This is a genomic window from Streptomyces sp. NPDC005898, from assembly GCF_040629635.1.
Classification (GTDB): Bacteria; Actinomycetota; Actinomycetes; order Streptomycetales; family Streptomycetaceae; genus Streptomyces.
Window position 1 is genome coordinate 16622 of record NZ_JBEXWC010000029.1, and the last position, 23480, is coordinate 40101.

The following is a 23480-nucleotide window of genomic DNA, read 5'->3' on the forward strand; positions in this document are numbered from 1 at the left end:
AACCTTCCTAACAGTACGTGGAGCGATGAACTCCCCCTTCTGGAGGCCCTCGTGGAAACCCCCCACTCCCCGCACCACCGCTCGCGCCCCCTCACCTCCCGCCGCGGCCTGCTCGCCCTGATGGGCGCCGCGGCCGTGGCCGGGCCGTTCCTCGCCTCGCGGACGGCGACCGCCACCTCGGCCCTGACCCCGACCTCGGCCCGGGCCCTCGGGCTCGACGATCCGGCGAAGAAGGAGATCGCCATGAAGCTCGTCTGCAGCGCCGAGAACTCCAACCTCAACTGGAAGAACTACTACCGCTACATCGAGGACATCGACGACGGCCGCGGCTACACCGCGGGCATCATCGGCTTCTGTTCCGGCACCGGCGACATGCTGGACCTCGTCGAGCTGTACACGCGGCGCAAGCCGGGCAACGTCCTCGCCAAGTACCTGCCCGCCCTGCGCGAGGTCGACGGCACCGACTCGCACGAGGGCCTCGACCCCAACTTCACGCGCGACTGGCGCAAGGCCGCCGAGGACCCCGCCTTCCAGAAGGCGCAGAACGACGAGCGCGACCGCGTCTACTTCGACCCCGCCGTCAAGCAGGGCAAGGCCGACGGCATCGGCGTACTCGGCCAGTTCTGCTACTACGACGCCATCGTGATGCACGGCGACGGCAGCGACTCCACCAGCTTCCGCAACATCCGGGGGCGCGCGCTCCGTTCGGCCAAGCCGCCGGCCCAGGGCGGTGACGAGGTGGCGTACCTCAACGCCTTCCTGGACGCGCGCGTCTGGGCGATGAGGCAGGAGGAGGCGCACGAGGACACCAGCCGCGTCGACACCGCGCAGCGGGTGTTCCTCAAGAAGAAGAACCTCAGCCTCGACCCGCCGCTGGACTGGAAGGTGTACGGCGACCCGTACCACATCGGCTGACCCCCGCCCCCTGCGGGCGCGGCAGGCGCGCGGGACGCCCGACGGGCACCCCGCGCGCCTCGCGCACCCTGTGCCACCCTGGGTACCACCCCGCCCCCAGGAGTCAGCCGCGATGCCCAGCGAACCGGTCCGCCCCGCCCCTTCCCTCGGTCCCGTGCAGGCGGGACGGTCGCTGGCCGTGTGCGCGCTGATCGGCGTGGCCGTGATGGCCGCCGTCGACGAGATCGTCTTCCACCAGATCCTGCACTGGCACCACTTCTACGACCGCTCCACCTCCGGCATCGGCCTGCTCTCCGACGGCCTGCTGCACACCTTCGAGCTGCTCGCCCTGGTCGCCGGGTTCGTCCTCCACGCCGATCTGCGCCGGCGCCGCGCCCTCGCCCCCGCCCACGGCCTGGCCGGGCTCTTCCTCGGCCTCGGCGCCTTCCAGCTCTTCGACGGAATCGTGGACCACAAGCTGCTGCGCCTGCACCAGGTCCGCTACGACGTCGACGTCACCGGCTACGACCTGGCCTGGAACGGCGCCGGCCTCGTCCTGCTCCTCGTCGGCGTCGCCCTGACCGCGCGCGCCAGGACCCGCACGGCGCCGTGATCCCGGCCCACGCCGCTGCCGGCACCGGCGCTCTCGGGCCGCTCGTCGCCACGGCCGCGGCGGTTGCCGCCGCCTGCTATCTACTCGCCGCCGCCCGGCTGCGCCGCCGGGGTGATGCCTGGCCCCGCCACCGGGACGCCTCCTTCACCGCCGGCTGCGCGGCCCTGGCGTACGCGCTCACCGGACCGCTGCCCGGCGGCGCGTTCACCGCCCACATGGCCCAGCACCTCGTCGTCGCCATGGCCGCCCCGCTGCCGCTGGTCCTCGCCCGCCCCCTCACGCTCCTCCTGCGCGCGCTGCCCGGCGGGGCGCCGCCCCGTCGGGCGCTGCTGGCCGTCGCGCACTCGCGGCCCGCCGCCTGGCTGCTGTTCCCTCCGGTGGCGGCCGCCCTGGACATCGGCGGCCTGTGGCTGCTGTACCGCACCGGCCTGATGGCCGCCGCCCACCACCGCCCGCTTCTCGGCGCCGCTGTCCAGCTCCATGTCCTGGCCGCCGGGCTGCTGTTCGCCTTCGCCGTCTGCCAGCTCGATCCCGTACGGCGCCGCTGGAGCCCGGCCTGGCGCGGCGCCGGCCTGTTGGCGGCCGGCTGGGCCCACGCCGTCCTCGCCAAGAGCCTGTACGCCGCGCCCCCGCCCGGCTCCCCCGTCGCCCCCGGCGATCTGCACACCGGGTCACAACTGATGTACTACGGCGGGGACATCGCCGAACTCGCCCTCGCCACGGTCCTCGCCGTCGGCTGGTACGCCGACACGGGCCGCGCCCGGCGGCCCGCGCCGGCCGGTCTCAGGACCACTTCTCCGCGCGGACGAAGGAGCCCTGGTATCCGTCGAGGCGGACCTTGAGCGCGTGGCGGGTGCTGTTGACCGTGCCCTTGGCGATGACGCCCCCGTTCGGGTCGCACCGCTTCCAGCCGCTGTCCGCGACCTTCCGCAGGCGGCCGCCGCCCAGGTACTCGAAGATCCGCACCTTCATCGAGGCGTTCGTGTTGTAGCACCGCAGCACGGCCCGCGTCGCCTTGCTCGGCGACTTGTAGGCCCCGGACTTCCACATGCCGCTGCTCTGCGCGGGAACCCAGGCGTTGCCCCAGATGGTGTGCCAGCCGGCCTGGGCCGGGACGCTCCTCTCGGGGGCGGCTGCCGCGGGATTCGCCACGGCCACGCCGGAACCGAGTACCAGGGCGGCGGTCGAGAGCGTGAGGGCTGACGACGTCGGACGACCAGGTCCGGCTGCGGGACCTGCGGACCGGGAAGCCGATGGGTGAGCCCTTCGGGCACGTCGGCTCCTTCTACTCCTTCGGCCCCGGCGACCGCATGGTGCTGGAGGAGCGGGAGCCGGGCGGCATCACGCTCTGGGACACGAAGCGTCAGCGCGTGAGCTTCGAGCAGCGCCGTACCGCCGTGTCCCAGTGGGCCATCAGCCCGGACGACCGGCTGCTGGCCCTGTGCTCGGGCCGCAGGGGCCCTGTACGGATCCGGGACCTGACCGGGCACCGGAAACAGGCGGCCCGGTCCGCCCCCTGGCCCGGCGCGTTCGGGCGCGACGCGTGCGACGAGGAGTCCTCGCTCCGATTCGCCCCGGACAGCCGTGCGTTGCTGGCCCAGACCGCGAACGAGGTGCGGGTGTGGGACCTGGACCGGCACCGGGAGCGAACCCGTATCCGGCACAAGGGGCTGGACGAGGCGGCCTTCAGCCCCGACGGCAGGTTCATCGCGGCCACCGACGGCGAGGAGATCCTGCTGTGGAGGACGGCGAACCCCACGACACCGGTCTTGCGCGTCCCGCTCACCAACGAGTCCGCCACGCAGCTGCGTTTCGACGTGAGCGCGGGAGTGATCCGCTACCTGAGCGAGCTGGGCAGCACCGAACTCGCGGTGCGCACCGTCTCCTACGGCGCGGCGATGGCCGACGGATGGAGCGGACAGCCCGCCGCCCAGGCCCAATACAACGAAAACGGCCGGGTCCTGGCGCTCGAACGACGCGGCGAGGACACCTCGCGGTTCGAGGTGCGCCAGGTCGCGGGCGGCGGAAGGCGGATCTCCCGTACCCCCGCCGTGCGGTGCGAACGAGCGAAGTCCCCCTACAGCGAGGACACCTGTCGCATCTCCCTGGCAGTCGCCCCGGACGGCGCCACCCTCGCGTACACGAGGCTCATCATCGACTCCGACGGCAACCCCGGCGAACAGAGCCCTGTCACGCTGTGGGACGTACGCGGGAACTCCCGGTCCCGCTCGCTCGCCGGGCCCGGCTCCTCCCGCGAGGACGCCGCGGTGGTGGGCCTCGCCTTCACCCGGGACGGCCGGTCCCTGCTGGTCCGCCACGGGGACGACACGCCCACGGAGACCTGGGACGTCTCGGCCGGCAGGCGGATGGGGCGGACCACCGCCGAGCCGCCTGCCCACGAGACCGGTGCTCCGAGCGGCGCCGCGGTCCTGCGGTCCTTCGCGACGTCGCGGGACAGCCACCCGCTGGCGGTGCGCCCCGACGGTCGGCTGCTCGTCGCCCCTGGGCAGACGGTCACCCTTCCTTCGGGGCGGACCGCCACCAACAGACTGGCCGACGGGGAGATCGGCGCACTCGCCTTCAGCCCGGACGGCGAGCAGCTGGCGGCGGGCACGATCGGCGGACGGGTCGCGCTCTGGGACGGCGAGATGAAGCAGAACCTCGGCTCACTCGCCGGGACGTACGGGGCCGCCCGACCGGGGTCCCGGGCGGAGGCGGTCACCGCGCTGGCCTACTCACCCGACGGGAGGACCCTGGCCGTGGCGGGCGACCTCGGCACGCTGCAGCTCTGGGACGCCGCATCCCGCCGGCCGCTGGGAGGCCCCCTGCCGACGCCGGGCGACGCCGTGCTCGCCCTCGCCTTCTCCCCGGACGGCCGCACGCTCCACACCGCGGGCGAGCGCAGTGCCCCCCGCTCCCTCCCGGTGGACCCGAAGCGCCTGACCGCGTCTGTCTGCGCGCGCGCCGGGGGTGGCCTGTCCCGGGCCGACTGGCACAAGTACATCCCTGAAGTGCCGTACCGCGATGTCTGCCCGGCCACAGACGGGCCCTGACAGAACGAAGCCAGCTGTCCGCGGCACTCCGGCACGCACCGCGTCGCCCATGGTCCGGGGCCACACTCCGCCGAGGTGAGCTGTGGTCCCGGGCCACCTCGTGCGCCCCGCCGCGAGCGCCGCACAATGGCGGACCCCGCCCGAACCGGAGGTCCTCATGGGGTACAGAAAGACCCTCCTCGCCGTCGCCGCCTTTGTCCTCGCCGTCGGCGGCGCCACCGGCGCCACGGCCGCCGTCCCCTCCCCGACACCCGGCGAGCTGCGCGCGTACGACATCGCGACGACGTACGTGTCCGGCGTCTCGTCCGGTGGCTACCTCGCCGACCAGTTGCACGTGGCCCACTCGGCCGTCTTCCAGGGCGCCGGGATCTTCAGCGCGGGCGCCTACGACTGCGCGCAGGGCAGCCTCAGCACCGCCCTGTACGCCTGTATGGACACGTTCATGCCGCGCGGGACCCCGGCCCAACTGGAGCAGCGGACCAGGGAGCGCGCGGCCGCCGGGCGGGTCGACCCCGTGTCCAACCTGTCGGGCGACCGGGTCTGGCTCTACCACGGCGGCTCCGACCGGACCATCGACCGACCGGTCAACGACGATCTGGCCACCTACCACCGGGACTTCGGCGCGAACGTCGCGTACGAGACGTCCTCCATGGCGGGCCATGCCTGGGTCTCGCCGCTCGGCCAGGTGCCCTGCACGAGCACCGCGTCGCCCTACGTCAACAACTGCGGGGACGATCCGCAGCTCCGCATGCTCACGCATCTCTTCGGCACCGCCCCGCACCCCGCCACCACCGCCGCGCTCGACGGCACCCTGATCCGTTTCGACCAGAACCTCTACGCCCCGGGTGGCGGCGCGGCCACCGCCGGCATGGGCAGGGACGGCTTCGCGTACATCCCCGGGGCGTGCGCGACCGGCACCGGGGAGCCGTGCCGCCTCATGGTCGCCCTGCACGGATGCCGGCAGACGTACGGCCAGATCGGGGACTCGTTCATGCGCCAGGCCCACCTGAACGAGTACGCCGACACCAACCGCATGATCGTCCTGTACCCGCAGGCCACCACCTCGCCCGACAACCCGCGCGGTTGCTGGAACTGGTGGGGCTACGGAGGTGACACCCGGTACGCGGAGAAGGGCGGCCGCCAGATCTCCGCGATCCTCGCCATGGTCAGGCGGCTGGGCGCCCCGGGTGCCCGGAGCTGATCCTCAACCCCGCCGGCCCTTGGGGCCGCGGAGTGCAAGGGGACTCAGTGCGCCACCGCCTGTCCCGGCACCCGGGTCTGCGCGATCTCGCCGCCCGGCTCCATCGGCGCCGTGACGTCGTCGTCGTCACGGCCCTTGCCGAGGTGGTTGAAGACCAGGTTCAGGAGTACGGCGGCCACGCAGCCCGTCGAGATCCCCGAGTCGAGGATGATCTTCGCGGTCTCCGGGAACGCGTGGTAGAACTCCGGCGCCGCGATCGGGATCAGGCCGACGGCCAGGGAGACCGCCACGATCAGGACGTTGTTGTCCCGCTCCAGGTTCGCCTTGACCAGCGTCTGGATGCCGCTCGCGGCGACCGAGCCGAAGAGCACGACGCCGGCGCCGCCGAGCACCGGACGCGGCACGACCGCGATCAGCGAGGCGGCCACCGGGCACAGGCCCATCAGGACGAGGAAGCCGCCGCCCGCGGCCACCACGAAGCGGCTGCGGATCTTCGTCATCGCGACCAGGCCGATGTTCTGCGCGAAGGCGCTGCACATGAAGCCGTTGAAGAGGGGGCTGAGCGCCGAGCCGAGGCAGTCGGCGCGCAGGCCCGCCGCGATGGTCTTCTCGTCCGCGGGCCGGTCCACGATCTCGCCGAGGGCCAGCATGTCCGCCGTCGACTCCGTCATCGAGACGACCATGACCACGCAGAGCGAGACGATGGCGGCGGCCGCGAACTGCGGGGCGCCGAAGTGGAAGGGCGTCGGGAAGCCGACGACGTCCGCCTCGCCGATGGGACCGAAGTCGGTGGCGTCGAACGGGATGGCGATCAGCGTGCCGATGACCAGGCCGAGCAGGACCGCGATCTGCTTGACGAAACCGGTGGTGAAGCGGCGCAGCAGCAGCACCACGACGAGCGTGCCGCCCGCCAGGGCGAGGTTCTTGGTGGAGCCGTAGTCGTCGGCGCCCGGCACCGGTCCCTGGGCCCAGCCGAAGGCGACCGGCATCAGGGAGATGCCGATGAGGGTGATGACCGTACCCGTGACCACGGGCGGGAAGAACCGGACCATCTTGGAGAAGAACGGCGCCGCGAGGAAGCCGAGGACGCCGGCGACGATGACCGCGCCGAAGATGAGGGGGAGCGCGTCGCCCTTGTCCTTCGTCGAGTCGACGACGGCGAGCATGGGTGCGACCCCGGCGAAGGTGACGCCGTTGACGAAGGGGAGCCGGGCGCCGATCTTCCAGACGCCGAGGGTCTGGAGGAAGGTCGCGAGGCCGGCGGTGAACAGACACGCGCCGGTCAGGAAGGTGAGTTCCTTCGGGGACAGGCCGACGGCGGCGCCGACGATAAGGGGCGGGGCGACGACGCCCGCGTACATGGCGGCCACGTGCTGGAGGCCGGTCGTCGCCATCTTCAGGGGCGGGAGCTTCTCGTCGACCGGGTGGACCGCTCGTATGGAGCCCTCCCCGGGGTCGGGGTCGGGGGTAGTGCCTCGCTTGGTGAACCTGGGCTGAGTGGCCACTGTGGCTCCTCCGGTTGTTTTCCCGTACCGGCTGGACACCGGCACATCGCTTCTGGGAGGTGGTGCGTGGGGCAAGGAATTGCTCGGTGTGCGGGTGGTGCGTGCGCCCAGGTAGTGCTGACCGCCCCGGGGACGTGAAGCTTTGGGCCACGTTCCCGGGGCGGCACTTGAGCAGCCCGCTCGGTTGCTCAAGTCCGGTCGGGGGCCGTCCCCCCCGACCGGGGTTCTTGGGTTTCAGCCCCCGGCGGCGATCCGCGCCAGGCGCTGTGCCTCGTCCCGTGTGGAACGGGCGATGGCGTCCTCGTCGGCGTGCAGCAGGCGGCCGTGCTCGACGACCGGGCTGCCGTTGACGAGGGAGAGGGTGACCGGGGCCGGCGCGCCGAGGACGAGGGCGGCCACCGGGTCGGCCATCGAGGCGTGCCCTATGCCGTCCGTCTTCCACAGGACGAGGTCGGCGAGCTTGCCGGGCTCCAGGGAGCCGATCTCCCGTTCCCGGCCGAGGACTTGGGCGCCGCCGTAGGTGCCGAGTCGCAGCGCCTGACGGGTGTTCAGGGCCGCTTCGCGGTGGGGGCCGAGGCGGTTGATCAGCAGGGCGTTGCGCAGCTCGGTGTGGAGTTCGCCGGACTCGTTGGAGGCGGTGCCGTCGACGCCGAGGCCGACCGGCACGCCCGCCCTGAGCATGTCGGGGACGCGGGCGATGCCGGCGGCGAGGCGGGCGTTGGAGGACGGGCAGTGGGCGACGCCGGTGCCGGTGCGGGCGAACGCGGCGATGTCGGAGTCGCTCATGTGGACGCAGTGCGCCATCCACACGTCCTCGCCGAGCCAGCCGGTCGACTCGAAGTAGTCGGTGGGGCCCATGCCGAACAGCTCGTGGCAGAACTGCTCCTCCTCGACCGTCTCACTGCCGTGGGTGTGCAGTCGTACGCCCAGACGGCGGGCCAACTCGGCGCCCTGTCGCATGAGTTCGGTGGAGACGGAGAACGGCGAGCAGGGTGCGACGGCGACCTGGGTCATCGCGCCGAAGGACCGGTCGTGGTGCTTGCCGACGGTCTCCTCGGTCGCGGCGAGGGCGTCTTCCAGACACTCCACGGCGAAGTCGGGCGGCAGGCCGCCGTCCTTCTCGCCGCGGTCCATGGAGCCGCGGGCCAGGGTGAAGCGGACGCCCAGCTCCGAGGCGGCGCGGATGATCGACCCGGAGAGGTCACCGGCGCCGCGCGGGAAGACGTAGTGGTGGTCCATGGCGGTGGTGACGCCGCCGCGGGCCAGCATCGCGAGGGAGCCCCGCGCGGCCGCGTACGTCATCGGCTCGTCGATGCGCGCCCAGGTGGGGTAGAGCGCCGTGAGCCAGTCGAAGAGGTTGTGGTCGGTGGCCAGGCCCCGGGTGATCCACTGGTAGAAGTGGTGGTGGGTGTTGATCAGGCCGGGGGTGGCGAGGTGGCCGGTGCCGTCGACGCGGCGTACGACGTTCTCCAGGCCCGTCGGCGCCTTGCCCGCGCCGAGGGACTCGATGGTGTTGCCCGCGACGACGATGTGGCCGCAGGCGTACTCGGTGTCCTCGGCGTCCACCGTCGCGATGGCGACGTTCTCGATGACGAGGCGGTCCGCGGAAGGTGCCATGGTGCTTCCTTGGGGTGAGTGGCGAGGGGGCACGGCATGGCCCTAGGAGGATTTGAGTGCCGCGGCCGCGTTCCGCGCGCCGCCACGGGTGCCGAGGTGATGGAAGAACAGGTTGAGCGAGACCGCGACGAGCGCGCCCGCGCTGATCCCGGAGCCGAGGACGGTCTGCGCCCAGGCGGGGAAGTCGGCGTAGAAGGTGGGCGCGGCGAGCGGGATGATGCCCGCCCCGAGCGCGACGGCCACCAGGATGATGTTGGAGCTGTCGTCCAGGCCCGCCTCGGAGAGCGTCCGGATGCCGCTGACCGCGATGGAGCCGAAGAGGACGATGCCCGCGCCGCCGAGGACCGGCATGGGGACGACGTTGACGACGGCCCCGAGGACGGGGAAGGCGCCGAGCACGATGAGGGTGGCGCCCGCGACGGCCACGACGTAGCGGCTGCGGACCCGGGTCAGGGAGACGACGCCGACGTTCTGCGCGAAGGCGGAGGTCGGGAAGCCGCCGAAGACGGGGCCGACGAGCGTGGCGATGCCGTCGGTGCGCAGGCCCCGGGTGATGGTCTTCCCGTCCGTCTCGCGCTCGCAGATCTCGCCGAGGGCGAGCATGCCGGCCGCCGACTCGGTCATCAGGACCAGCATGACGATGCAGAGCGAGAGGATGGCGGCGGGCTGGAAGAGGGGGGCGCCCGCGGCGAACGGCGTGGGCAGCGCGGCCAGCGGCGCGGTCCGCACGGAGGTGAAGTCGGCCATCCCGAAGGGGATCGCGGCGAGCGTGCCGATGAACAGGCCCGCGAGCAGGGCGACTTGCCTCAGGAAGCCGCGTCCGAAGCGCTGGAAGAGCAGGATGACGACGAGCGTGAAGGCGGCGAGCGCCAGGTACCTCATGTCGCCGAAGTCCGGGCTCGTCTCGTCGCCGCCCTGCGCCCACTTGACGGGTACGGGCATCAGGGTGACGCCGATGAGTGTGATGACGACACCGGTGACCAGCGGCGGGAAGAAGCGCAGCAGCCTGCCGAAGAAGGGGCCGATCAGGAGGCAGAAGACGCCCGCGACCATCACCGCGCCGTAGATCGCGGGGAGTTGGTCGCCCTTGGCGTTGGTCTCGGCGATGGCGAGGATCGGCGCGATGCCGGCCGAGGAGGCGGCGTTCACGAAGGGCAGGCGGTTGCCGACGAAGCCCTTGACGCCGAGGGTCTGCAGGATGGTGGCGAGACCGGCGATCAGCAGACCGGCGGCGATCAGCCGGGTCTGCGCCACGGTGTCCAGGCCGCACGCCTGTCCGATGATGAGCGGAGGGGTGACCACGCCCGCGTACATGGCGGCGATGTGCTGGAGTGCGGCGGGGACGAGCCGCGAGGGGTGGAGCTTCTCATCCACCGGGTGACAGTCGGAAGTTGATGCCTCGTCACCTACCGGTGGGGTGGAACACGGGCCTTCTGCCGACCCTTTTGCAGGCTGTGCCATTGCTGTTCCCTCCGGTGTCGCGCGCCCCCGCCCACTGCGGGAGGGCGGGGGCGCGCGTCCCGCGTCAGAGGTTGGTCATGTCGACCGGGATCTTGGGCTCGACGCCGTCCCGCAGGACAGTGGCCTCGATGAGGCCGTAGGGGCGGTCGGCCGCGTAGTAGACCTCGTTGTCGTTCTTGAGCCCGAACGGTTCGAGGTCGACCAGGAAGTGGTGCTTGTTGGGCAGCGAGAAGCGGACCTCGTCGATCTCCGCGCGGTTGTTGATGATGCGCGAACCCATCTGGTACAGGGTCTGCTGGAGCGAGAGCGAGTACGTCTCCGCGAAGGCCTGGAGCATGTGCTTCTTGACCTGCTCGTAGGACTTCTCCCAGTGCGGCATCCGCTGCTCGTCGTCGGTCCAGTTGAACCGCCAGCGGGAGGACACCTGGGTGGCGAGGATGCGGTCGTAGGCTTCCTTCAGCGTCGTGTACTTGTCCTTGATGTAGCCCCAGAACTCCGAGTTGGTGGAGTTCATCACGACCAGGTCCTTCAGGCCGGAGATGACCTCCCACTTCTCACCGTCGTAGGTGATCTGGGTGACCCGGGTCTCCTGGCCCTGGCGGACGAAGGAGTGCTTCACCTCGTCGGAGCCGATGAACTTCGAGTTGGCGTCGGAGGTCGCGATGCGCTCCCAGGCGTACTCCTCGATGCGGATGCGCGCCTGGTGGATCGGCTCCTGCGAGGTCACGAAGTGGCGCGCCAGGTGGATGCCGAACTGTTCGGCCGACTCGATGCCGTACTCCTTGGCGAACGCGTACACCGTGTTCTTGGTGGTGTCCGTCGGCAGGCAGTGGGCGTTGGAACCCGAGTAGTGCACGTCGTCCAGGTCGCCGGAGAGGGCGACGGAGACGTTGAGGTCCTTGATGTGGTGGGTGTCGCCGTCCCGCGTGATCTTTACGACCCGGTTCTCAGCCTTGCCGTACTGGTTCTGTCCCAGAATGGTGGGCATGTCTGCTAGCTCCCTCGGTAAACGGAGTAGCCGAACGGGTTGAGCAGCAGCGGTACGTGGTAGTGCTCGCCCGGCGTGACGGCGAACGTGATCGCCACCTCCGGGAAGAACGCTCCGCTCGTGCCGCTGTCCCGATTCGCGGGGGCGTCCTGCTGCGCCTCGGCTTGCTGGTTGTTCTGCTTGGTCAGGAAGTACGCCTCGGTCTCGAAGTCGAGGCGTACGTGCGTGGTCTCCGCCGGCAGCGCCGGCAGGTCCTTGCAGCGCCCGTCCGCGTCGGTCGCGCTCGCGCCGAGCGCCTCCCACCGCTCGCCCGGGCCGCGGCGGGCGGACAGGGAGATGGCGACGCCCTCGGCGGGGCGTCCGACGCTGGTGTCCAGGATGTGCGTGGACACCGACGCGGTGTTCTCGGCGGGTTGCGTGCTCATGCGGCTTCCTCTTCCAGGAGGCGGGTCAGGCGGATGCGGTTGATCTTGCCCAGTTCGGCGCGGACGATCTCCCGCTCCTGTTCGGGAGAGTTGCCGATCCGTTCCTTGACCGCGTCCCGCATCTGCTCACCGGTGCGGCCGGTGGCGCAGATCAAGAAGACGTGGCCGAACTTCTCCTGGTAGGCCAGGTTCAGTTCGAGCATCTCGGCCTTCAGTTCCTCGGAGGCTCCCGCCATGCCCCGCTGTTCGCGGGACGAGGTGGGGTCCCCGGGCTTCGGGCGGCCGATCGGCGGATGCCCCGCCATGGCCTCGGCCAGATCCTCCGCGCTCAGCTCGGCCATCACGGCGTCGCTCGCGGCGAAGAGGGCTTCGACGGTGGCGTAGGGGCGCCGGGAGAGCAGCTTGCTCCCCCAGGCCGAAGAGGCACAGGCCTCGTGGAGGGCGGCGGTGGCCGCGGCCTCCTCCAAGGCGTTGAACCGGGTGAGACCCGGCGTCGTACTCGAAGTCACGGGAGCCTCCGTGGCCTTGTGCTGGACGGGCTGCGGAACAGCTAAGACCTTCGACAACGCAGCGTCAACACTTTGTTGAAATAAGTTGAACAAAGAAGCCGTCACCCGGCGATTCGGGTGACGGCTCGGCTGCGCCGCGTGAGGAGGCGGCGGGTGTGACCCCGCCGGTTCCGGGGGGACTATTCGCCCTTCGCGGCGTTTTCCCTGTTCAGGTAGTTGTATACGGTAAAACGCGACACGCCTAGGGCGCTCGCCACCGTCTCGACGCCATGGCGGACGGCGAACGCGCCGCGCGCCTCCAGGATCCGTACGACCTCCTGCTTGGCCTTGCGGTCCAGCTCGGCGAGCGGCCTGCCCCGCTTGCGCTCCAGGGCGAGCAGGATGTGGTCCAGGGAGTCGGCGAGCTGGGGCAGCCGTACGGCCACCACGTCCTCGCCCTCCCAGGCCAGGACCACGTCATCGGTCCCCGCCTGGTCCGGCGGCAGCATCTCGCCGCCCATGGCGTCCACCAGCGGCTTGACCGCGGCGGCGAAGGGGTCGTCCCCGAACGCGGTCACTTATCCGCCTCCCCCGACGCTCCCGGGCCCGCCGGCCGGCCGGGCTCCCCCGGTCCGCCGATCACGTTGACCTGGAGCGAGACCCGGGTGGCGCCCGCCCCCAGGGAGCGGCGCAGCATCGCGTCGACGGCGGTCAGGACCGCGTCGGCGTCGCCCTCGGCGGTGTTGCCGAACGGGCCTACGTCGACCGCGTCCAGCGGGGCCCCCTGGATGACCTCGCGGGCCACCAGCGCATGCGGCGGGGCCTCCTCGAGATCGAAGGGTTCGGTCGTGAACTCCACTCTCAATCGCACGCGGCCAACCTACTGCCGCCGGTCGATTTTTCGGCAGTCCCCTCTTGACAGCTTCCGCAGATCGGAGGCAGTCTTCCACCAGACAGAAATGAACTTCCGCAATACGGAAGGAGCGCGGAAGCCCCATGGGATACTCCGACCAGCGCTTCGATGTGAACCTGTCGATCCTCTTCACCGAGCTCCCGCTCCTGGAGCGCCCCGCGGCCGCCGCGAAGGCGGGCTTCGGCGCGGTCGAGCTGTGGTGGCCCTGGGTCGACGCCCCCACCCCCGAGCAGTCCGAGCTCGACGCCCTGAAAAGGGCGATCGAGGACGCGGGCGTGCAACTGGTGGGTCTGAACTTCTACGCCGGACAGCTGCCCGGCCCCGACCGCGGCGCCCTGTCGATCCCCGGCGAGGAGAGCGAGAAGTTCCGCGCGAACCTCGCGGTGGCCGCCGACTTCGCGCAGTCGCTCGGCTGCACGGCGCTCAACGCGCTCTACGGCAACCGCGTCGACGGCGTGGACCCGGCCGTCCAGGACGAACTCGCCCTGGAGAACCTGGTGCTCGCCGCCCGCGAGGCCGACCGCGTCGGCGCGATCCTGCTCATCGAGGCGCTCAACGCGCCCGAGTCGCCCAAGTGCCCCCTCGTGAGCGCCCCCGCGGCGGTCGACGTGGTGGACAAGGTGAACGCGGCGACCGGGCTCGGCAACGCGAAGTTCCTCATGGACCTGTACCACCTGTCCATGAACGGGGAGGACCTGCCGGCCGTCATCTCGCGGTACGCCGCGAAGACGGGCCATGTGCAGATCGCGGACAACCCCGGGCGGGGGGCGCCCGGTACGGGGTCGCTGCCGCTGGAGGCCCTGCTCGACCAGCTTCGTGCCGCGGGCTACGAGGGGTGGGTCGGCCTGGAGTACAAGGCCGGCGAGCGTCCCAGCGAGGAGTCCTTCGGCTGGCTGTCGGGGCGGGACTAGGCGCCGCTCCGCGGCGATGCTCTCCCACCCACCCGTTGCCCCGCGTCACCTCCTCGTCGAAACACCGCAGTCAGAAAGGCACCCTCATGAGCAACCTCCCCAAGGTCGCGTGGATCGGGCTCGGCATCATGGGCTCCCCCATGTCCGAGAACCTGATCAAGGCGGGTTACTCCGTCACCGGCTACACGCTGGAGCAGGACAAGCTGGACCGGCTCTCGGCCGCCGGCGGCACCGCCGCGAAGTCCATCGCCGAGGCCGTCGAGGACGCCGACGTCATCGTCACGATGGTGCCCGCCTCCCCGCAGGTCGAGGCCATCGCGTACGGCCCGGACGGCATCCTGGAGAACGCGCGGTCCGGCGCGCTGATCGTCGACATGTCCTCGATCACGCCGCAGACCTCCGTGGACCTGGCCAAGGCCGGCAAGGAGAAGGGCCTGCGCGTCCTGGACGCCCCGGTCTCCGGTGGCGAGGCCGGCGCGATCGAGGCCGTCCTGTCCATCATGGTCGGCGGTGAGCAGGCCGACTTCGACGAGGCCAAGCCGCTCCTGGAGGCCCTCGGCAAGACCATCGTGCTGTGCGGCCCGCACGGCTCCGGTCAGACCGTGAAGGCCGCCAACCAGCTCATCGTCGCCGTCAACATCCAGGCGTGCGCCGAGGCCGTGGTCTTCCTGGAGAAGTCCGGCGTGGACCTGACGGCCGCGCTCGACGTCCTGAACGGCGGCCTCGCCGGCTCGACCGTGCTGACCCGCAAGAAGGACAACTTCCTGAACCGGGACTTCAAGCCCGGCTTCCGGATCGACCTGCACCACAAGGACATGGGCATCGTCACCGACGCCGCCCGCAACGTGGGCGCCGCTTTGCCCGTCGGCGCGGTCGTCGCCCAGCTCGTCGCCTCGCTGCGCGCGCAGGGCGACGGCGGCCTCGACCACTCCGCCCTGCTGCGCGCAGTCGAGCGCCTGTCGGGCGCCGAGCTCTAAGCCCCCGGGCTCCTTTGAGACTTCCGGGCCGCGGCGGCGCTGACACCTGTCCTGTCGCGCCCAGGCGCCGCCGCGGCCCGGAACCACGACCACAAATTCAACAAACTGTTGACGTAGCAGTTCAGGGCTCCTTACGCTCCGAGCACCTCAGCAGTCACAGCACGGAAGGTCACCATGTCGAAGCGCGTGCTTACGACCGAGTCCGGCGCCCCGGTCGCCGACAACCAGAACTCCGCCACCGCCGGCGTCGGTGGCCCCATCCTGCTCCAGGACCAGCACCTCCTGGAGAAGCTGGCCCGCTTCAACCGTGAGCGCATCCCGGAGCGCGTCGTGCACGCCCGGGGCTCCGGCGCGTACGGGTACTTCGAGGTGACCGACGACGTCACCGGCTTCACGCACGCCGACTTCCTGAGCGAGATCGGCAAGCGCACCGAGCTGTTCCTGCGCTTCTCCACCGTGGCGGACAACCTCGGCGGCGCGGACGCGGTCCGTGACCCGCGCGGCTTCGCGGTGAAGTTCTACACCGAAGAGGGCAACTACGACCTCGTCGGCAACAACACCCCGGTGTTCTTCATCAAGGACCCCATCAAGTTCCCCGACTTCATCCACTCCCAGAAGCGCGACCCCTTCACGGGCAAGCAGGAGCCGGACAACGTCTGGGACTTCTGGGCGCACTCCCCCGAGGCCACGCACCAGGTCACCTGGCTGATGGGCGACCGCGGCATCCCCGCCTCGTACCGCCACATGAACGGCTACGGCTCGCACACCTACCAGTGGACGAACGCCAAGGGCGAGGCCTTCTTCGTCAAGTACCACTTCAAGACGAACCAGGGCGTCCGCTCCCTGTCCAGCGAGCAGGCCGCCGAGCTGGTCGGCAAGGACGCCAACTCGCACCAGACCGACCTGCTCCAGGCGATCGAGCGGGGCGTGAACCCCTCCTGGACGCTGCACGTGCAGATCATGCCCGCGTCCGAGGCGGCGGACTACCGCTTCAACCCGTTCGACCTCACCAAGGTGTGGCCGCACAAGGACTACCCGCTCCAGCGCGTGGGCCGCCTGGTCCTCGACCGCAACCCGGACAACGTCTTCGCCGAGGTCGAGCAGGCCGCGTTCTCCCCGAACAACTTCGTGCCCGGCATCGGCCCCTCGCCGGACAAGATGCTCCAGGGCCGGCTGTTCGCCTACGCCGACGCGCACCGCTACCGCCTGGGCGTCAACCACACCCAGCTCGCGGTGAACGCCCCCAAGGCGGCCAAGGCCGACAACTACGGCCGCGACGGCCTGATGGCGTCCAACCCCTACGGCCGCGACCGCAAGAACTACGAGCCCAACTCGTACGACGGGCCCGCCGAGACCGGTCAGCCGCTGTCCGCGCCGATCGCCGTCGCCGGTTACACGGGCACGCACGCCGCCCCGACCCACGCCAAGGACGACGACTTCTTCCAGGCCGGTGAGCTGTACCGGCTGATGTCCGAGGACGAGAAGTCGCGCCTGGTGGCGAACATCGCCGGTGGCCTCTCGCAGGTCTCCCGCGACGACGTCATCGAGAAGAACCTCGCCCACTTCCACGCCGCCGACGCCGACTACGGCAAGCGCGTCGAGGAGGCCGTCCGCGCCCTGCGCGAGGACTGAGCGAGCCGGAATTCCCAGGCTGCGCCGGTGAGTTGACGGGAGGTCGACTCACCGGCGCTGAGCCCGCACCGCCGTCACGGACCCGGATGAGGGGTGGTACGTGACGCGGGCGGGCACGGTCCGCGGCGGCTCTGCGAGCCCGTGCGGGGGTCAAGGTCCGGCGGCTTCCCTCTCGACCTGAGAAGAGGGACACCCCGGTCCGTCGCATCCGCCGCGGCCCCGACTCCCCCGTGCGCCTGCGCCGTACGGGGACGCCTCGACGCGAGGCCCATGGACTCCGCCCGGCAGCACGTATGCATGTTTCGCCAGTCGCGCGCCGTCGGGCGGGCACAACCTCACATCCCACGGCCGGAGCGCCGAGTACGGACGGTCCCGTACTCGGCGCTCTTTCGCGTGCGCGCGCAGGCCCCCGGGACCGGCACGCCGATCACCGGAGCCACGCCCTCGCCACCGAGGACGCCGGAGTGAGGCGCCGGAGTGAGGCGCCGGCCCGTTCAAGGCCGGGCTGTTGCCCCTGGCCGACACCTCCAGCATCTCCCGTCCCGGTTCTCGTGGCCGGGCGCGCCAAAGGGGCGGTCCACCCCCCTCGGGTGGACCGCCCCTGTCCGTGCTCCGCCGTGTGTCAGACCTTCAGCGGGCGGATCGCCGTCGGCGCGTGGCCCGGCTCGGTCGCGATCTCCTCGAACTCCTTGACCGCGCTGATGTCCGCGGTCGGGCTCATCGAGATGTTCGTGATGCGCTCCAGGATCGCCTCGACGACCACCGGCACGCGGTGTTCGGCCGCGAGCTTCTTGGCCTGCTCGAAGGCCGGCAGCAGCTCGTCGGGCTCGGTGACCCGGATCGCCTTGCAGCCGAGGCCCTCGGCGACCTTGACGTGGTCCACGCCGTAGACGCCCAGCTCCGGGGAGTTCTGGTTCTCGAACTCCAGGTTGACCTGGAAGTTGATGTCCAGGCCGATCTGGGCCTGGCGGATCAGGCCCAGGTAGGCGTTGTTGACCAGGACGTGGACGTAGGGGATGCGGTGCTGCGCGCCGACCGCCAGCTCCTCGATCATGAACTGGAAGTCGTAGTCGCCGGAGAGCGCGACGACCGGCGACTGGGGGTCGGCCTTGGCGACGCCGAGCGCGGCCGGGATGGTCCAGCCGAGCGGGCCCGCCTGGCCGCAGTTGATCCAGTGGCGCGGCCGGTAGACGTGCAGCATCTGGGCGCCGGCGATCTGCGAGAGGCCGATCGTCGTCACGTACCGCGTCTCCGGGCCGAAGGCCCTGTTCATCTCCTCGTACACGCGCTGCGGCTTCATCGGCACGTTGTCGAAGTGCGTGCGGCGCTGGAGCGTGGACTTGCGCTCCAGGTGGGAGGCGACCCACGCCGAGCGGTCGGGCAGCTTGCCCGCGGCCTTCAGCTCCTTGGCCACCTCCACGAACAGCTCCAGCGCGGCCCTGGCGTCCGACGCGATGCCGTAGTCGGGCGCGAAGATCTTGCCGATCTGGGTCGGCTCGATGTCGACGTGCACGAACTTGCGGCCCTGGGTGTAGACGTCCAGCTTGTAGCCGGTGTGGCGGTTGGCCCAGCGGTTGCCGATGCCGAGGACGAAGTCCGACTCCAGGAACGTCGCGTTGCCGTAGCGGTGGCCGGTCTGCTGGCCGACCATGCCGGCGTTCAGCTCGTGGTCGTCCGGGATGGTGCCCCAGCCCATCAGGGTGGGCACGACCGGCGTGTTGGTGATCTCGGCGAACTCGACGAGGAGGTCGGAGGCGTCGGCGTTGATGATGCCGCCGCCCGCGACGATCAGCGGCCGCTCGGACTCCAGGAGGAAGCCGATGGCCTTCTCGATCTGGGCGCGGGTCGCGGCCGGCTTGTAGACCGGCAGCGGCTCGTAGGTGTCCGGGTCGAACTCGATCTCGGTCTGCTGGACGTCGATGGGCAGGTCGATGAGGACCGGGCCGGGACGGCCGGAGCGCATCAGGTGGAAGGCCTGCTGGAAGATGCCGGGGACCTGCGCGGCCTCCAGGACGGTGACGGCCATCTTCGTGACCGGCTTGGCGATCGTCGCGATGTCGACCGCCTGGAAGTCCTCCTTGTGCAGGAGGTGCGTGGGCGCCTGGCCGGTGATGCACAGGATCGGGATGGAGTCGCCGATCGCGGAGTACAGGCCGGTGATCATGTCGGTGCCGGCCGGGCCCGAGGTGCCGATGCAGACGCCGATGTTGCCCGGGTTGGTCCGGGTGTAGCCCTCGGCCATGTGCGAGGCGCCCTCGACGTGCCGCGCGAGGGTGTGGTCGATGCCACCGCCCTCCTTGAGCGCCTTGTAGAAGGGGTTGATCGCGGCGCCCGGCACACCGAACGCGTTGACGACGCCCTCGCGCTTGAGGATCTCAACTGCCGCGCGGGCAGCGGTCATACGAGCCATGGGGTTCTCCTGCTTCGACAGCTACGACAGCTTTTCGGCTGCCGGATACGGCGGGCGGATCCGGCTCCCGTCGCGCCCCGCGGTGAGCACTTTTTCCGCATCGTGGAAAGAATGTTCTGCTATATGGAAGCAATGTAAGCGGGCGCGTCGGAGACCGTCAAGGGACATCCGTGATCCGGCCGGACGACGCGGGAGCGGGCGGCACGCCGGGCCGCGCCCCGACCCCGGCCCACTATTGGCACTGATGTTCGAATGGGCGGTACGCTGGGCCCATGGCACGGAACCAGCTCCAGGGGTCGCTCTTCGATCAGGGCGAGGACCCGCGCCTGCGCTCCCTCGCCGGTATCCGCAGGACGGTCCTCGGCGACGGCGCGTGGATCGACCTGCTGCCGGGCTGGCTCACCGGCGCCGACGCCCTGTTCGAACACCTGGCCAGGGACGTCCCCTGGCAGGCCGAACGCCGGCAGATGTACGAGCGGGTCGTGGACGTACCGCGCCTGCTCGCCTTCTACCGCGCCGGCGAACCGCTGCCCCACCCCGTACTGGAGGAGGCGCGCCGGGCCCTGAACGCGTACTACGCCGACGAACTCGGCGAGGAGTTCACGACGGCCGGCCTGTGCCACTACCGCGACGGGCGCGACAGCGTGGCCTGGCACGGCGACCGCGTCGGCCGGGGCGCCCGCGAGAACACGATGGTCGCCATCCTCTCCGTGGGCGCGCCCCGCGACCTGCTGCTGCGCCCGCGCGGCGGCGGCCGGACGGTCCGCCATCCGCTCGGGCACGGCGACCTGATCGTGATGGGCGGCTCGTGCCAGCGGACCTGGGAACACGCCGTCCCCAAGTCGGCCCGGGCCACCGGGGGCCGCATCAGCGTCCAGTTCCGCCCGCGCGGAGTGCGCTGACCGCCCCCGCCCGTCGCACGCTTTACGGAGACCTCTGGATCACCGGCATACGGTCCCCGGGGAACGGCGGCGGCACGACCGGTGGTGGCCGGGGCATACTCGCCCCATGCCGATCCGCCCCGCCACCGCCGCCGAACTCCCCGTGCTCCAGGACATCGAGCGGGCCGCCGGAGAGGCCTTCCGGGCCCTCGGCATGGACGCCGTCGCGGACGACGAGCCGCCCGCCGAGGAGCAGCTGGAGCGTTTTCGCCGGGCGGGGCGGGCGTGGGTCGCCGCCGACGAGGACGACGTGCCCCTCGCCTATCTGCTCAGCGAGCCCGTCATGTACGCGCCCGGCCCGCCCGTCGCGTACGCCGAGCACATCGAGCAGGTCACCGTGCATCCCCGCGCCGCCCGCCGTGGGCTCGGCCGCGCCCTGATCGAGCACCTCGCGGACCGGGCGGGCGCGCGGGGCGGGACGGCGCTCACCCTGACGACGTTCGCGGACGTCCCGTGGAACGCCCCGTACTACGCCCGCATCGGCTTTCGCCCGCTGCCGGACGCCGCGCTTCCCCCGGCCCTGGAGGAGATCCGCGCGCACGAGGCGCGGCTGGGCCTCGACCGGTGGCCCCGCCTGTGCATGTGCCGCCCCCTGGCGCCCCGCCCGGCGTGAGGGCCCGGCCTACCGCCCGTACCGCTCCCTGAGCTCGACCTTGCGCACCTTGCCCGAGACCGTCATGGGGAAGGACTCCAGGATCCGCAGCGCGGACGGCACCTTGTAGTGGGCCAGCCGCCCCTCGCAGTAGGCCCGCAGCTCATCGAGCGTCAGCGTCTCGTCGGGCCCGCGCAGGATCACGCAGGCGAGCGGCACCTCGCCGTACCGCTCGTCGGGCACGCCCACCACCTGTACGTCGGCGATCTTCGGGTGGCCGTACAGGAACTCCTCGATCTCCCGGGGGTAGATGTTCTCGCCGCCCCTGATGATCATGTCCTTGATGCGGCCGACGATCTGGACGTAGCCGTCCTCCCGCATGACGGCCAGGTCGCCGGTGTGCATCCAGCGCCCGGTGTCGAGGACCTCGGCGGTCCGCTCGGGTTCGTCCCAGTAGCCGAGCATCACGCTGTAGCCGCGGGTGCGCAGTTCCCCCGAGGTGCCGCGCGGCAGGGTCACGCCGGTGGCCGGGTCGACCACCTTCACCTCGACGTGCGGCAGGACCCGGCCCACCGTGCCGGTCCTGCGCTCCAGGTCGTCGTCGCGGCGCGTCTGGGTGGAGACGGGCGAGGTCTCCGTCATGCCGTAGCAGATGGAGACCTCCGCCATGTGCATCTCGGCGACCACCCGCTTCATCACCTCGACCGGGCAGGGCGAGCCCGCCATGATCCCGGTGCGCAGCGAGGAGAGGTCGTACGTCGCGAAGTCGGGGAGGTTCAGCTCCGCGATGAACATCGTCGGCACGCCGTACAGCGAGGTGCACCGCTCCCGCTCGACGGCGTGCAGGGTGGCGACGGGGTCGAAGGACGGCGCGGGGATGACGACGCAGGCGCCGTGCGAGGTGATGGCGAGGTTCCCCATGACCATGCCGAAGCAGTGGTAGAAGGGCACGGGCAGGCAGACGCGGTCCTGCTCGGTGTAGCCGACCGTGCGGCCCACCCAGTAGCCGTTGTTGAGGATGTTGTGGTGGGAGAGCGTGGCCCCCTTGGGGAAGCCGGTGGTGCCCGAGGTGTACTGGATGTTCACGGGGTCGTCGCAGCTCAACTCGCCCTCATGCGCCCGCAGTTCGTCCACCGTGACGGACGACGCGGCGTCGGTCAGCGCGTCCCACGACGCGTGCCCGATGTAGTGCACGGCGCGCAGCTGTGGGCAGCGGGGCCGCACCTCGTCGACGAGCGCGCGGTAGTCGCTGCTCTTGTGGGACAGGGAGGCGACCAGGACGGAGATCCCGGCCTGCCTCAGCACGAACTCCAGCTCGTGCGCGCGGTACGCGGGGTTGATGTTCACCATGATCGCGCCGATGCGGGCGGTGGCGTACTGCACGAGCACCCACTCGGCGCAGTTCACCGCCCAGATCCCGACGCGGTCCCCCTTGGCAACCCCGGCCGCCATGAAGCCGCGGGCCAGCCGCTCGACGGCGGCGCCGAACTCGGCGTACGTCCATCGGGTGCCCGCCGGCACGTCCACCAGGGCGTCGCGTTCGGGCCAGGCGGCGACGGCCCGGTCGAGGTTGCGCCCGATGGTGTCACCGAGGAGCGGGGTCGTACTGGTGCCGTGGGCGTACGACGGCTCGGCCCCCTGCGGTGATCCACCCGGTGTCTGCGACATGCCGTCAAGGATGCCCCGAAGATCCTTGGGCGCCTACCCCCGCGCAGAGCGAGGTCAGGACGGCAACCCCGCACCCCTCTACCGCCCGCGAGCCACCGGTGCCAGGTTTTTCCCCGACTTGGCCCGTTCCGCCCCGCCCCCTCACCACCAGCCAGCACAATGTGCGCATGACTGATGACTGGAAGCGACAACTGGACCAGGTGCACGCCGGTCTGGTGCGGCGCGACGATCCCGCCGAGCTGGTGACCGAGGCCGATGCCGTCGACGCGTCGTATCGCTATCCGCAACTCGCCGTCCGCGGGCCCGTCTTCGGTCTGGCCGTGCAGGATCCCGCCGTCGGCCCGCAGTGGCGGGTGGTGGCGCCCGTCGTGGACGGGATGCCCCAGCAGGCCCGGGACGCGCTCAACTCGATGCTGTGGTTCAAGGCCAAGGACGACACCGACGACCCCGCCGTACGCCGTGATCTGCTGGCGGCGGTCGCGATCCTGGAACGCGAGCCGGTGAACGAGGTGGAGGTACGCGGCGCCCGCTACCGCGTGGTGCGGGGCGACGAGTTCGCCCGCAGCGGCGCCGACGGCCTGGAGCCGCCCCGGCCGACGGACCCCGAACCGGTCGAGCGGAAGTGGTGCGGGCGGCACGATCCGCCCTCCGCGGACCTCGGCTTCGTCCTCGACCCCGCCGAGGACACCTCCGGCCTGATGACGAGCGCCCTCAAACTGGGGCTGCGGGAGTTCGCGTACACGGGCGCGCGTTTCCCCGTCGACGTGCGCGCGGACTCCGTGCGGGCCATCGCCAGCCACCCCGACATCCTCCTCATGCCGGTCGGCTTCGGCGTGTCCGAGCGCGGCACGAAGGGGTGGAAGCCGGTGTCGTCCCTCATGCCCACCCCGCACGACGCCCGTCGGCTGCTGTACGACTCGATGACCGACGCCTGGCCGATGCTCTACCGGTTCAGCCCCGAGGAGACGGCGGAGCACGCGCGGGCGGCCGAGGAGTTCAAGGCGCTCGGGCGTGCCAACGAGGTGCGCGTGGCCGACAAGCTGTATCGGATCTGCCGCACCGAGCGGCTGGTCCGCGTCGGCCCCGACGGCCCGGAACCGCCCCGCCCCTCGGACCAGGACTCGTTCGGCCCCATGCAGATCCACCCCACCATGGACGAGGACGGAACGATCCACCCCGGCGACTGACCTC

22 protein-coding genes are annotated in these 23480 nt (G+C 71.1%); 11 read left to right on the top strand and 11 right to left on the bottom strand.

The window, feature by feature from the left end; all coding sequences use genetic code 11:
• Positions 1–120: 120 nt before the first annotated feature.
• From ABZ385_RS29035 to ABZ385_RS29045, 3 genes are all read left to right on the top strand, one after another.
• Complete coding sequence (locus ABZ385_RS29035; RefSeq protein ID WP_358580304.1) at positions 121–915, top strand: chitosanase; 795 nt, start codon at positions 121–123, stop codon at positions 913–915.
• Positions 916–1027: 112 nt separating this feature from the next.
• Positions 1028–1507 (top strand): DUF2243 domain-containing protein, encoded by a 480-nt coding sequence (locus tag ABZ385_RS29040; RefSeq protein WP_358913790.1) that lies wholly within the window; start codon positions 1028–1030, stop codon positions 1505–1507.
• Positions 1504–2349, top strand: coding sequence for a cytochrome c oxidase assembly protein (locus tag ABZ385_RS29045; protein ID WP_358913791.1), 846 nt, complete (start codon positions 1504–1506; stop codon positions 2347–2349). Before ABZ385_RS29040 ends, ABZ385_RS29045 begins: the two co-directional genes overlap by 4 nt.
• Here ABZ385_RS29045 and ABZ385_RS29050 read toward each other — a convergent pair.
• Complete coding sequence (locus ABZ385_RS29050; RefSeq protein WP_358580237.1) at positions 2291–2665, bottom strand: hypothetical protein; 375 nt, start codon at positions 2663–2665, stop codon at positions 2291–2293. The two genes, ABZ385_RS29045 and ABZ385_RS29050, sit on opposite strands and share 59 nt — an antisense overlap.
• 95 nt (positions 2666–2760) lie before the next feature.
• Here ABZ385_RS29050 and ABZ385_RS29055 point away from each other — a divergent pair, with 95 nt between their 5' ends.
• Together ABZ385_RS29055 and ABZ385_RS29060 are read left to right on the top strand one after the other, a co-directional pair.
• Entirely contained in the window at positions 2761–4560 is a 1800-nt protein-coding gene (locus ABZ385_RS29055) for a hypothetical protein (protein ID WP_358913792.1), read from the top strand.
• A gap of 157 nt (positions 4561–4717) precedes the next feature.
• Complete coding sequence (locus tag ABZ385_RS29060; RefSeq protein ID WP_358913793.1) at positions 4718–5761, top strand: PHB depolymerase family esterase; 1044 nt, start codon at positions 4718–4720, stop codon at positions 5759–5761.
• A gap of 44 nt (positions 5762–5805) precedes the next feature.
• Here ABZ385_RS29060 and ABZ385_RS29065 read toward each other — a convergent pair whose 3' ends face one another.
• The 8 genes from ABZ385_RS29065 to ABZ385_RS29100 form a co-directional block, all read right to left on the bottom strand.
• Complete coding sequence (locus tag ABZ385_RS29065) at positions 5806–7155, bottom strand: nucleobase:cation symporter-2 family protein (RefSeq protein ID WP_358913808.1); 1350 nt, start codon at positions 7153–7155, stop codon at positions 5806–5808.
• Between the two features lie 345 nt (positions 7156–7500).
• A complete protein-coding gene (locus tag ABZ385_RS29070) occupies positions 7501–8883 on the bottom strand; it encodes an 8-oxoguanine deaminase (protein WP_358913794.1) in 1383 nt (460 codons plus the stop codon).
• A 42-nt stretch (positions 8884–8925) separates the two neighbouring features.
• Positions 8926–10344: a nucleobase:cation symporter-2 family protein gene (locus ABZ385_RS29075; RefSeq protein WP_358913795.1), complete on the bottom strand. Its 1419-nt coding sequence runs from the start codon at positions 10342–10344 to the stop codon at positions 8926–8928.
• Positions 10345–10408: 64 nt separating this feature from the next.
• Positions 10409–11332 carry a factor-independent urate hydroxylase gene (pucL, locus tag ABZ385_RS29080; protein WP_358580249.1) on the bottom strand — a complete coding sequence of 308 codons (924 nt, stop codon included), beginning with the start codon at positions 11330–11332 and terminating at the stop codon, positions 10409–10411.
• A gap of 5 nt (positions 11333–11337) precedes the next feature.
• Positions 11338–11757: a hydroxyisourate hydrolase gene (gene uraH / locus ABZ385_RS29085; RefSeq protein WP_358696659.1), complete on the bottom strand. Its 420-nt coding sequence runs from the start codon at positions 11755–11757 to the stop codon at positions 11338–11340.
• Positions 11754–12266 carry a 2-oxo-4-hydroxy-4-carboxy-5-ureidoimidazoline decarboxylase gene (gene uraD, locus ABZ385_RS29090; protein ID WP_358696661.1) on the bottom strand — a complete coding sequence of 171 codons (513 nt, stop codon included), beginning with the start codon at positions 12264–12266 and terminating at the stop codon, positions 11754–11756. The genes uraH and uraD overlap by 4 nt, the downstream gene beginning before the upstream one ends.
• A gap of 179 nt (positions 12267–12445) precedes the next feature.
• Positions 12446–12823 (bottom strand): helix-turn-helix domain-containing protein, encoded by a 378-nt coding sequence (locus ABZ385_RS29095; protein WP_358696662.1) that lies wholly within the window; start codon positions 12821–12823, stop codon positions 12446–12448.
• Positions 12820–13116: a hypothetical protein gene (locus ABZ385_RS29100; RefSeq protein ID WP_358580257.1), complete on the bottom strand. Its 297-nt coding sequence runs from the start codon at positions 13114–13116 to the stop codon at positions 12820–12822. The genes ABZ385_RS29095 and ABZ385_RS29100 overlap by 4 nt, the downstream gene beginning before the upstream one ends.
• A gap of 125 nt (positions 13117–13241) precedes the next feature.
• On the opposite strand from ABZ385_RS29100, the gene ABZ385_RS29105 reads away from it, so the two are divergent.
• The 3 genes from ABZ385_RS29105 (at position 13242) to ABZ385_RS29115 (ending at position 16678) form a co-directional block, all read left to right on the top strand.
• Complete coding sequence (locus ABZ385_RS29105; RefSeq protein ID WP_358696664.1) at positions 13242–14069, top strand: TIM barrel protein; 828 nt, start codon at positions 13242–13244, stop codon at positions 14067–14069.
• A gap of 86 nt (positions 14070–14155) precedes the next feature.
• Positions 14156–15046 (top strand): 2-hydroxy-3-oxopropionate reductase, encoded by an 891-nt coding sequence (locus tag ABZ385_RS29110; protein ID WP_358696665.1) that lies wholly within the window; start codon positions 14156–14158, stop codon positions 15044–15046.
• Positions 15047–15220: 174 nt separating this feature from the next.
• Positions 15221–16678, top strand: coding sequence for a catalase (locus ABZ385_RS29115; RefSeq protein WP_358580263.1), 1458 nt, complete (start codon positions 15221–15223; stop codon positions 16676–16678).
• 622 nt (positions 16679–17300) lie between these two features.
• Here the strand turns inward: ABZ385_RS29115 and gcl are convergent.
• Positions 17301–19088, bottom strand: a complete 1788-nt coding sequence (gene gcl / locus ABZ385_RS29120; protein ID WP_358580265.1) for a glyoxylate carboligase — start codon at positions 19086–19088, stop codon at positions 17301–17303.
• Positions 19089–19360: 272 nt separating this feature from the next.
• On the opposite strand from gcl, the gene ABZ385_RS29125 reads away from it, so the two are divergent.
• Both ABZ385_RS29125 and ABZ385_RS29130 read left to right on the top strand, forming a co-directional pair.
• The gene (locus ABZ385_RS29125; protein WP_358913796.1) at positions 19361–19990 is read left to right on the top strand and encodes an alpha-ketoglutarate-dependent dioxygenase AlkB; all 630 of its coding nucleotides are present in this window, start codon (positions 19361–19363) and stop codon (positions 19988–19990) included.
• Between the two features lie 106 nt (positions 19991–20096).
• Positions 20097–20642 (top strand): GNAT family N-acetyltransferase, encoded by a 546-nt coding sequence (locus tag ABZ385_RS29130; protein WP_358913797.1) that lies wholly within the window; start codon positions 20097–20099, stop codon positions 20640–20642.
• 9 nt (positions 20643–20651) lie between these two features.
• Here ABZ385_RS29130 and ABZ385_RS29135 read toward each other — a convergent pair whose 3' ends face one another.
• Positions 20652–22289 carry an AMP-binding protein gene (locus ABZ385_RS29135; protein ID WP_358913798.1) on the bottom strand — a complete coding sequence of 546 codons (1638 nt, stop codon included), beginning with the start codon at positions 22287–22289 and terminating at the stop codon, positions 20652–20654.
• Positions 22290–22456: 167 nt separating this feature from the next.
• Here ABZ385_RS29135 and ABZ385_RS29140 point away from each other — a divergent pair, with 167 nt between their 5' ends.
• Complete coding sequence (locus ABZ385_RS29140; protein ID WP_358913799.1) at positions 22457–23476, top strand: DUF5954 family protein; 1020 nt, start codon at positions 22457–22459, stop codon at positions 23474–23476.
• Positions 23477–23480: the final 4 nt, after the last annotated feature.

Bases quoted from the DNA above. Each gene is read 5' to 3' on its own strand.
- ABZ385_RS29035 (WP_358580304.1), top strand. From the start codon at position 121: ATGGGCGCCGCGGCCGTGGCCGGGCCGTTCCTCGCCTCGCGGACGGCG.
- ABZ385_RS29040 (WP_358913790.1), top strand. From the start codon at position 1,028: ATGCCCAGCGAACCGGTCCGCCCCGCCCCTTCCCTCGGTCCCGTGCAG.
- ABZ385_RS29055 (WP_358913792.1), top strand. From the start codon at position 2,761: ATGGGTGAGCCCTTCGGGCACGTCGGCTCCTTCTACTCCTTCGGCCCC.
- ABZ385_RS29060 (WP_358913793.1), top strand. From the start codon at position 4,718: ATGGGGTACAGAAAGACCCTCCTCGCCGTCGCCGCCTTTGTCCTCGCC.
- ABZ385_RS29065 (WP_358913808.1), bottom strand. From the start codon at position 7,155: ATGGCGACGACCGGCCTCCAGCACGTGGCCGCCATGTACGCGGGCGTC.
- ABZ385_RS29070 (WP_358913794.1), bottom strand. From the start codon at position 8,883: ATGGCACCTTCCGCGGACCGCCTCGTCATCGAGAACGTCGCCATCGCG.
- ABZ385_RS29075 (WP_358913795.1), bottom strand. From the start codon at position 10,344: ATGGCACAGCCTGCAAAAGGGTCGGCAGAAGGCCCGTGTTCCACCCCA.
- pucL (WP_358580249.1), bottom strand. From the start codon at position 11,332: ATGCCCACCATTCTGGGACAGAACCAGTACGGCAAGGCTGAGAACCGG.
- uraH (WP_358696659.1), bottom strand. From the start codon at position 11,757: ATGAGCACGCAACCCGCCGAGAACACCGCGTCGGTGTCCACGCACATC.
- ABZ385_RS29105 (WP_358696664.1), top strand. From the start codon at position 13,242: ATGGGATACTCCGACCAGCGCTTCGATGTGAACCTGTCGATCCTCTTC.
- ABZ385_RS29110 (WP_358696665.1), top strand. From the start codon at position 14,156: ATGAGCAACCTCCCCAAGGTCGCGTGGATCGGGCTCGGCATCATGGGC.
- ABZ385_RS29115 (WP_358580263.1), top strand. From the start codon at position 15,221: ATGTCGAAGCGCGTGCTTACGACCGAGTCCGGCGCCCCGGTCGCCGAC.
- gcl (WP_358580265.1), bottom strand. From the start codon at position 19,088: ATGGCTCGTATGACCGCTGCCCGCGCGGCAGTTGAGATCCTCAAGCGC.
- ABZ385_RS29125 (WP_358913796.1), top strand. From the start codon at position 19,361: ATGGCACGGAACCAGCTCCAGGGGTCGCTCTTCGATCAGGGCGAGGAC.
- ABZ385_RS29130 (WP_358913797.1), top strand. From the start codon at position 20,097: ATGCCGATCCGCCCCGCCACCGCCGCCGAACTCCCCGTGCTCCAGGAC.
- ABZ385_RS29135 (WP_358913798.1), bottom strand. From the start codon at position 22,289: ATGTCGCAGACACCGGGTGGATCACCGCAGGGGGCCGAGCCGTCGTAC.
- ABZ385_RS29140 (WP_358913799.1), top strand. From the start codon at position 22,457: ATGACTGATGACTGGAAGCGACAACTGGACCAGGTGCACGCCGGTCTG.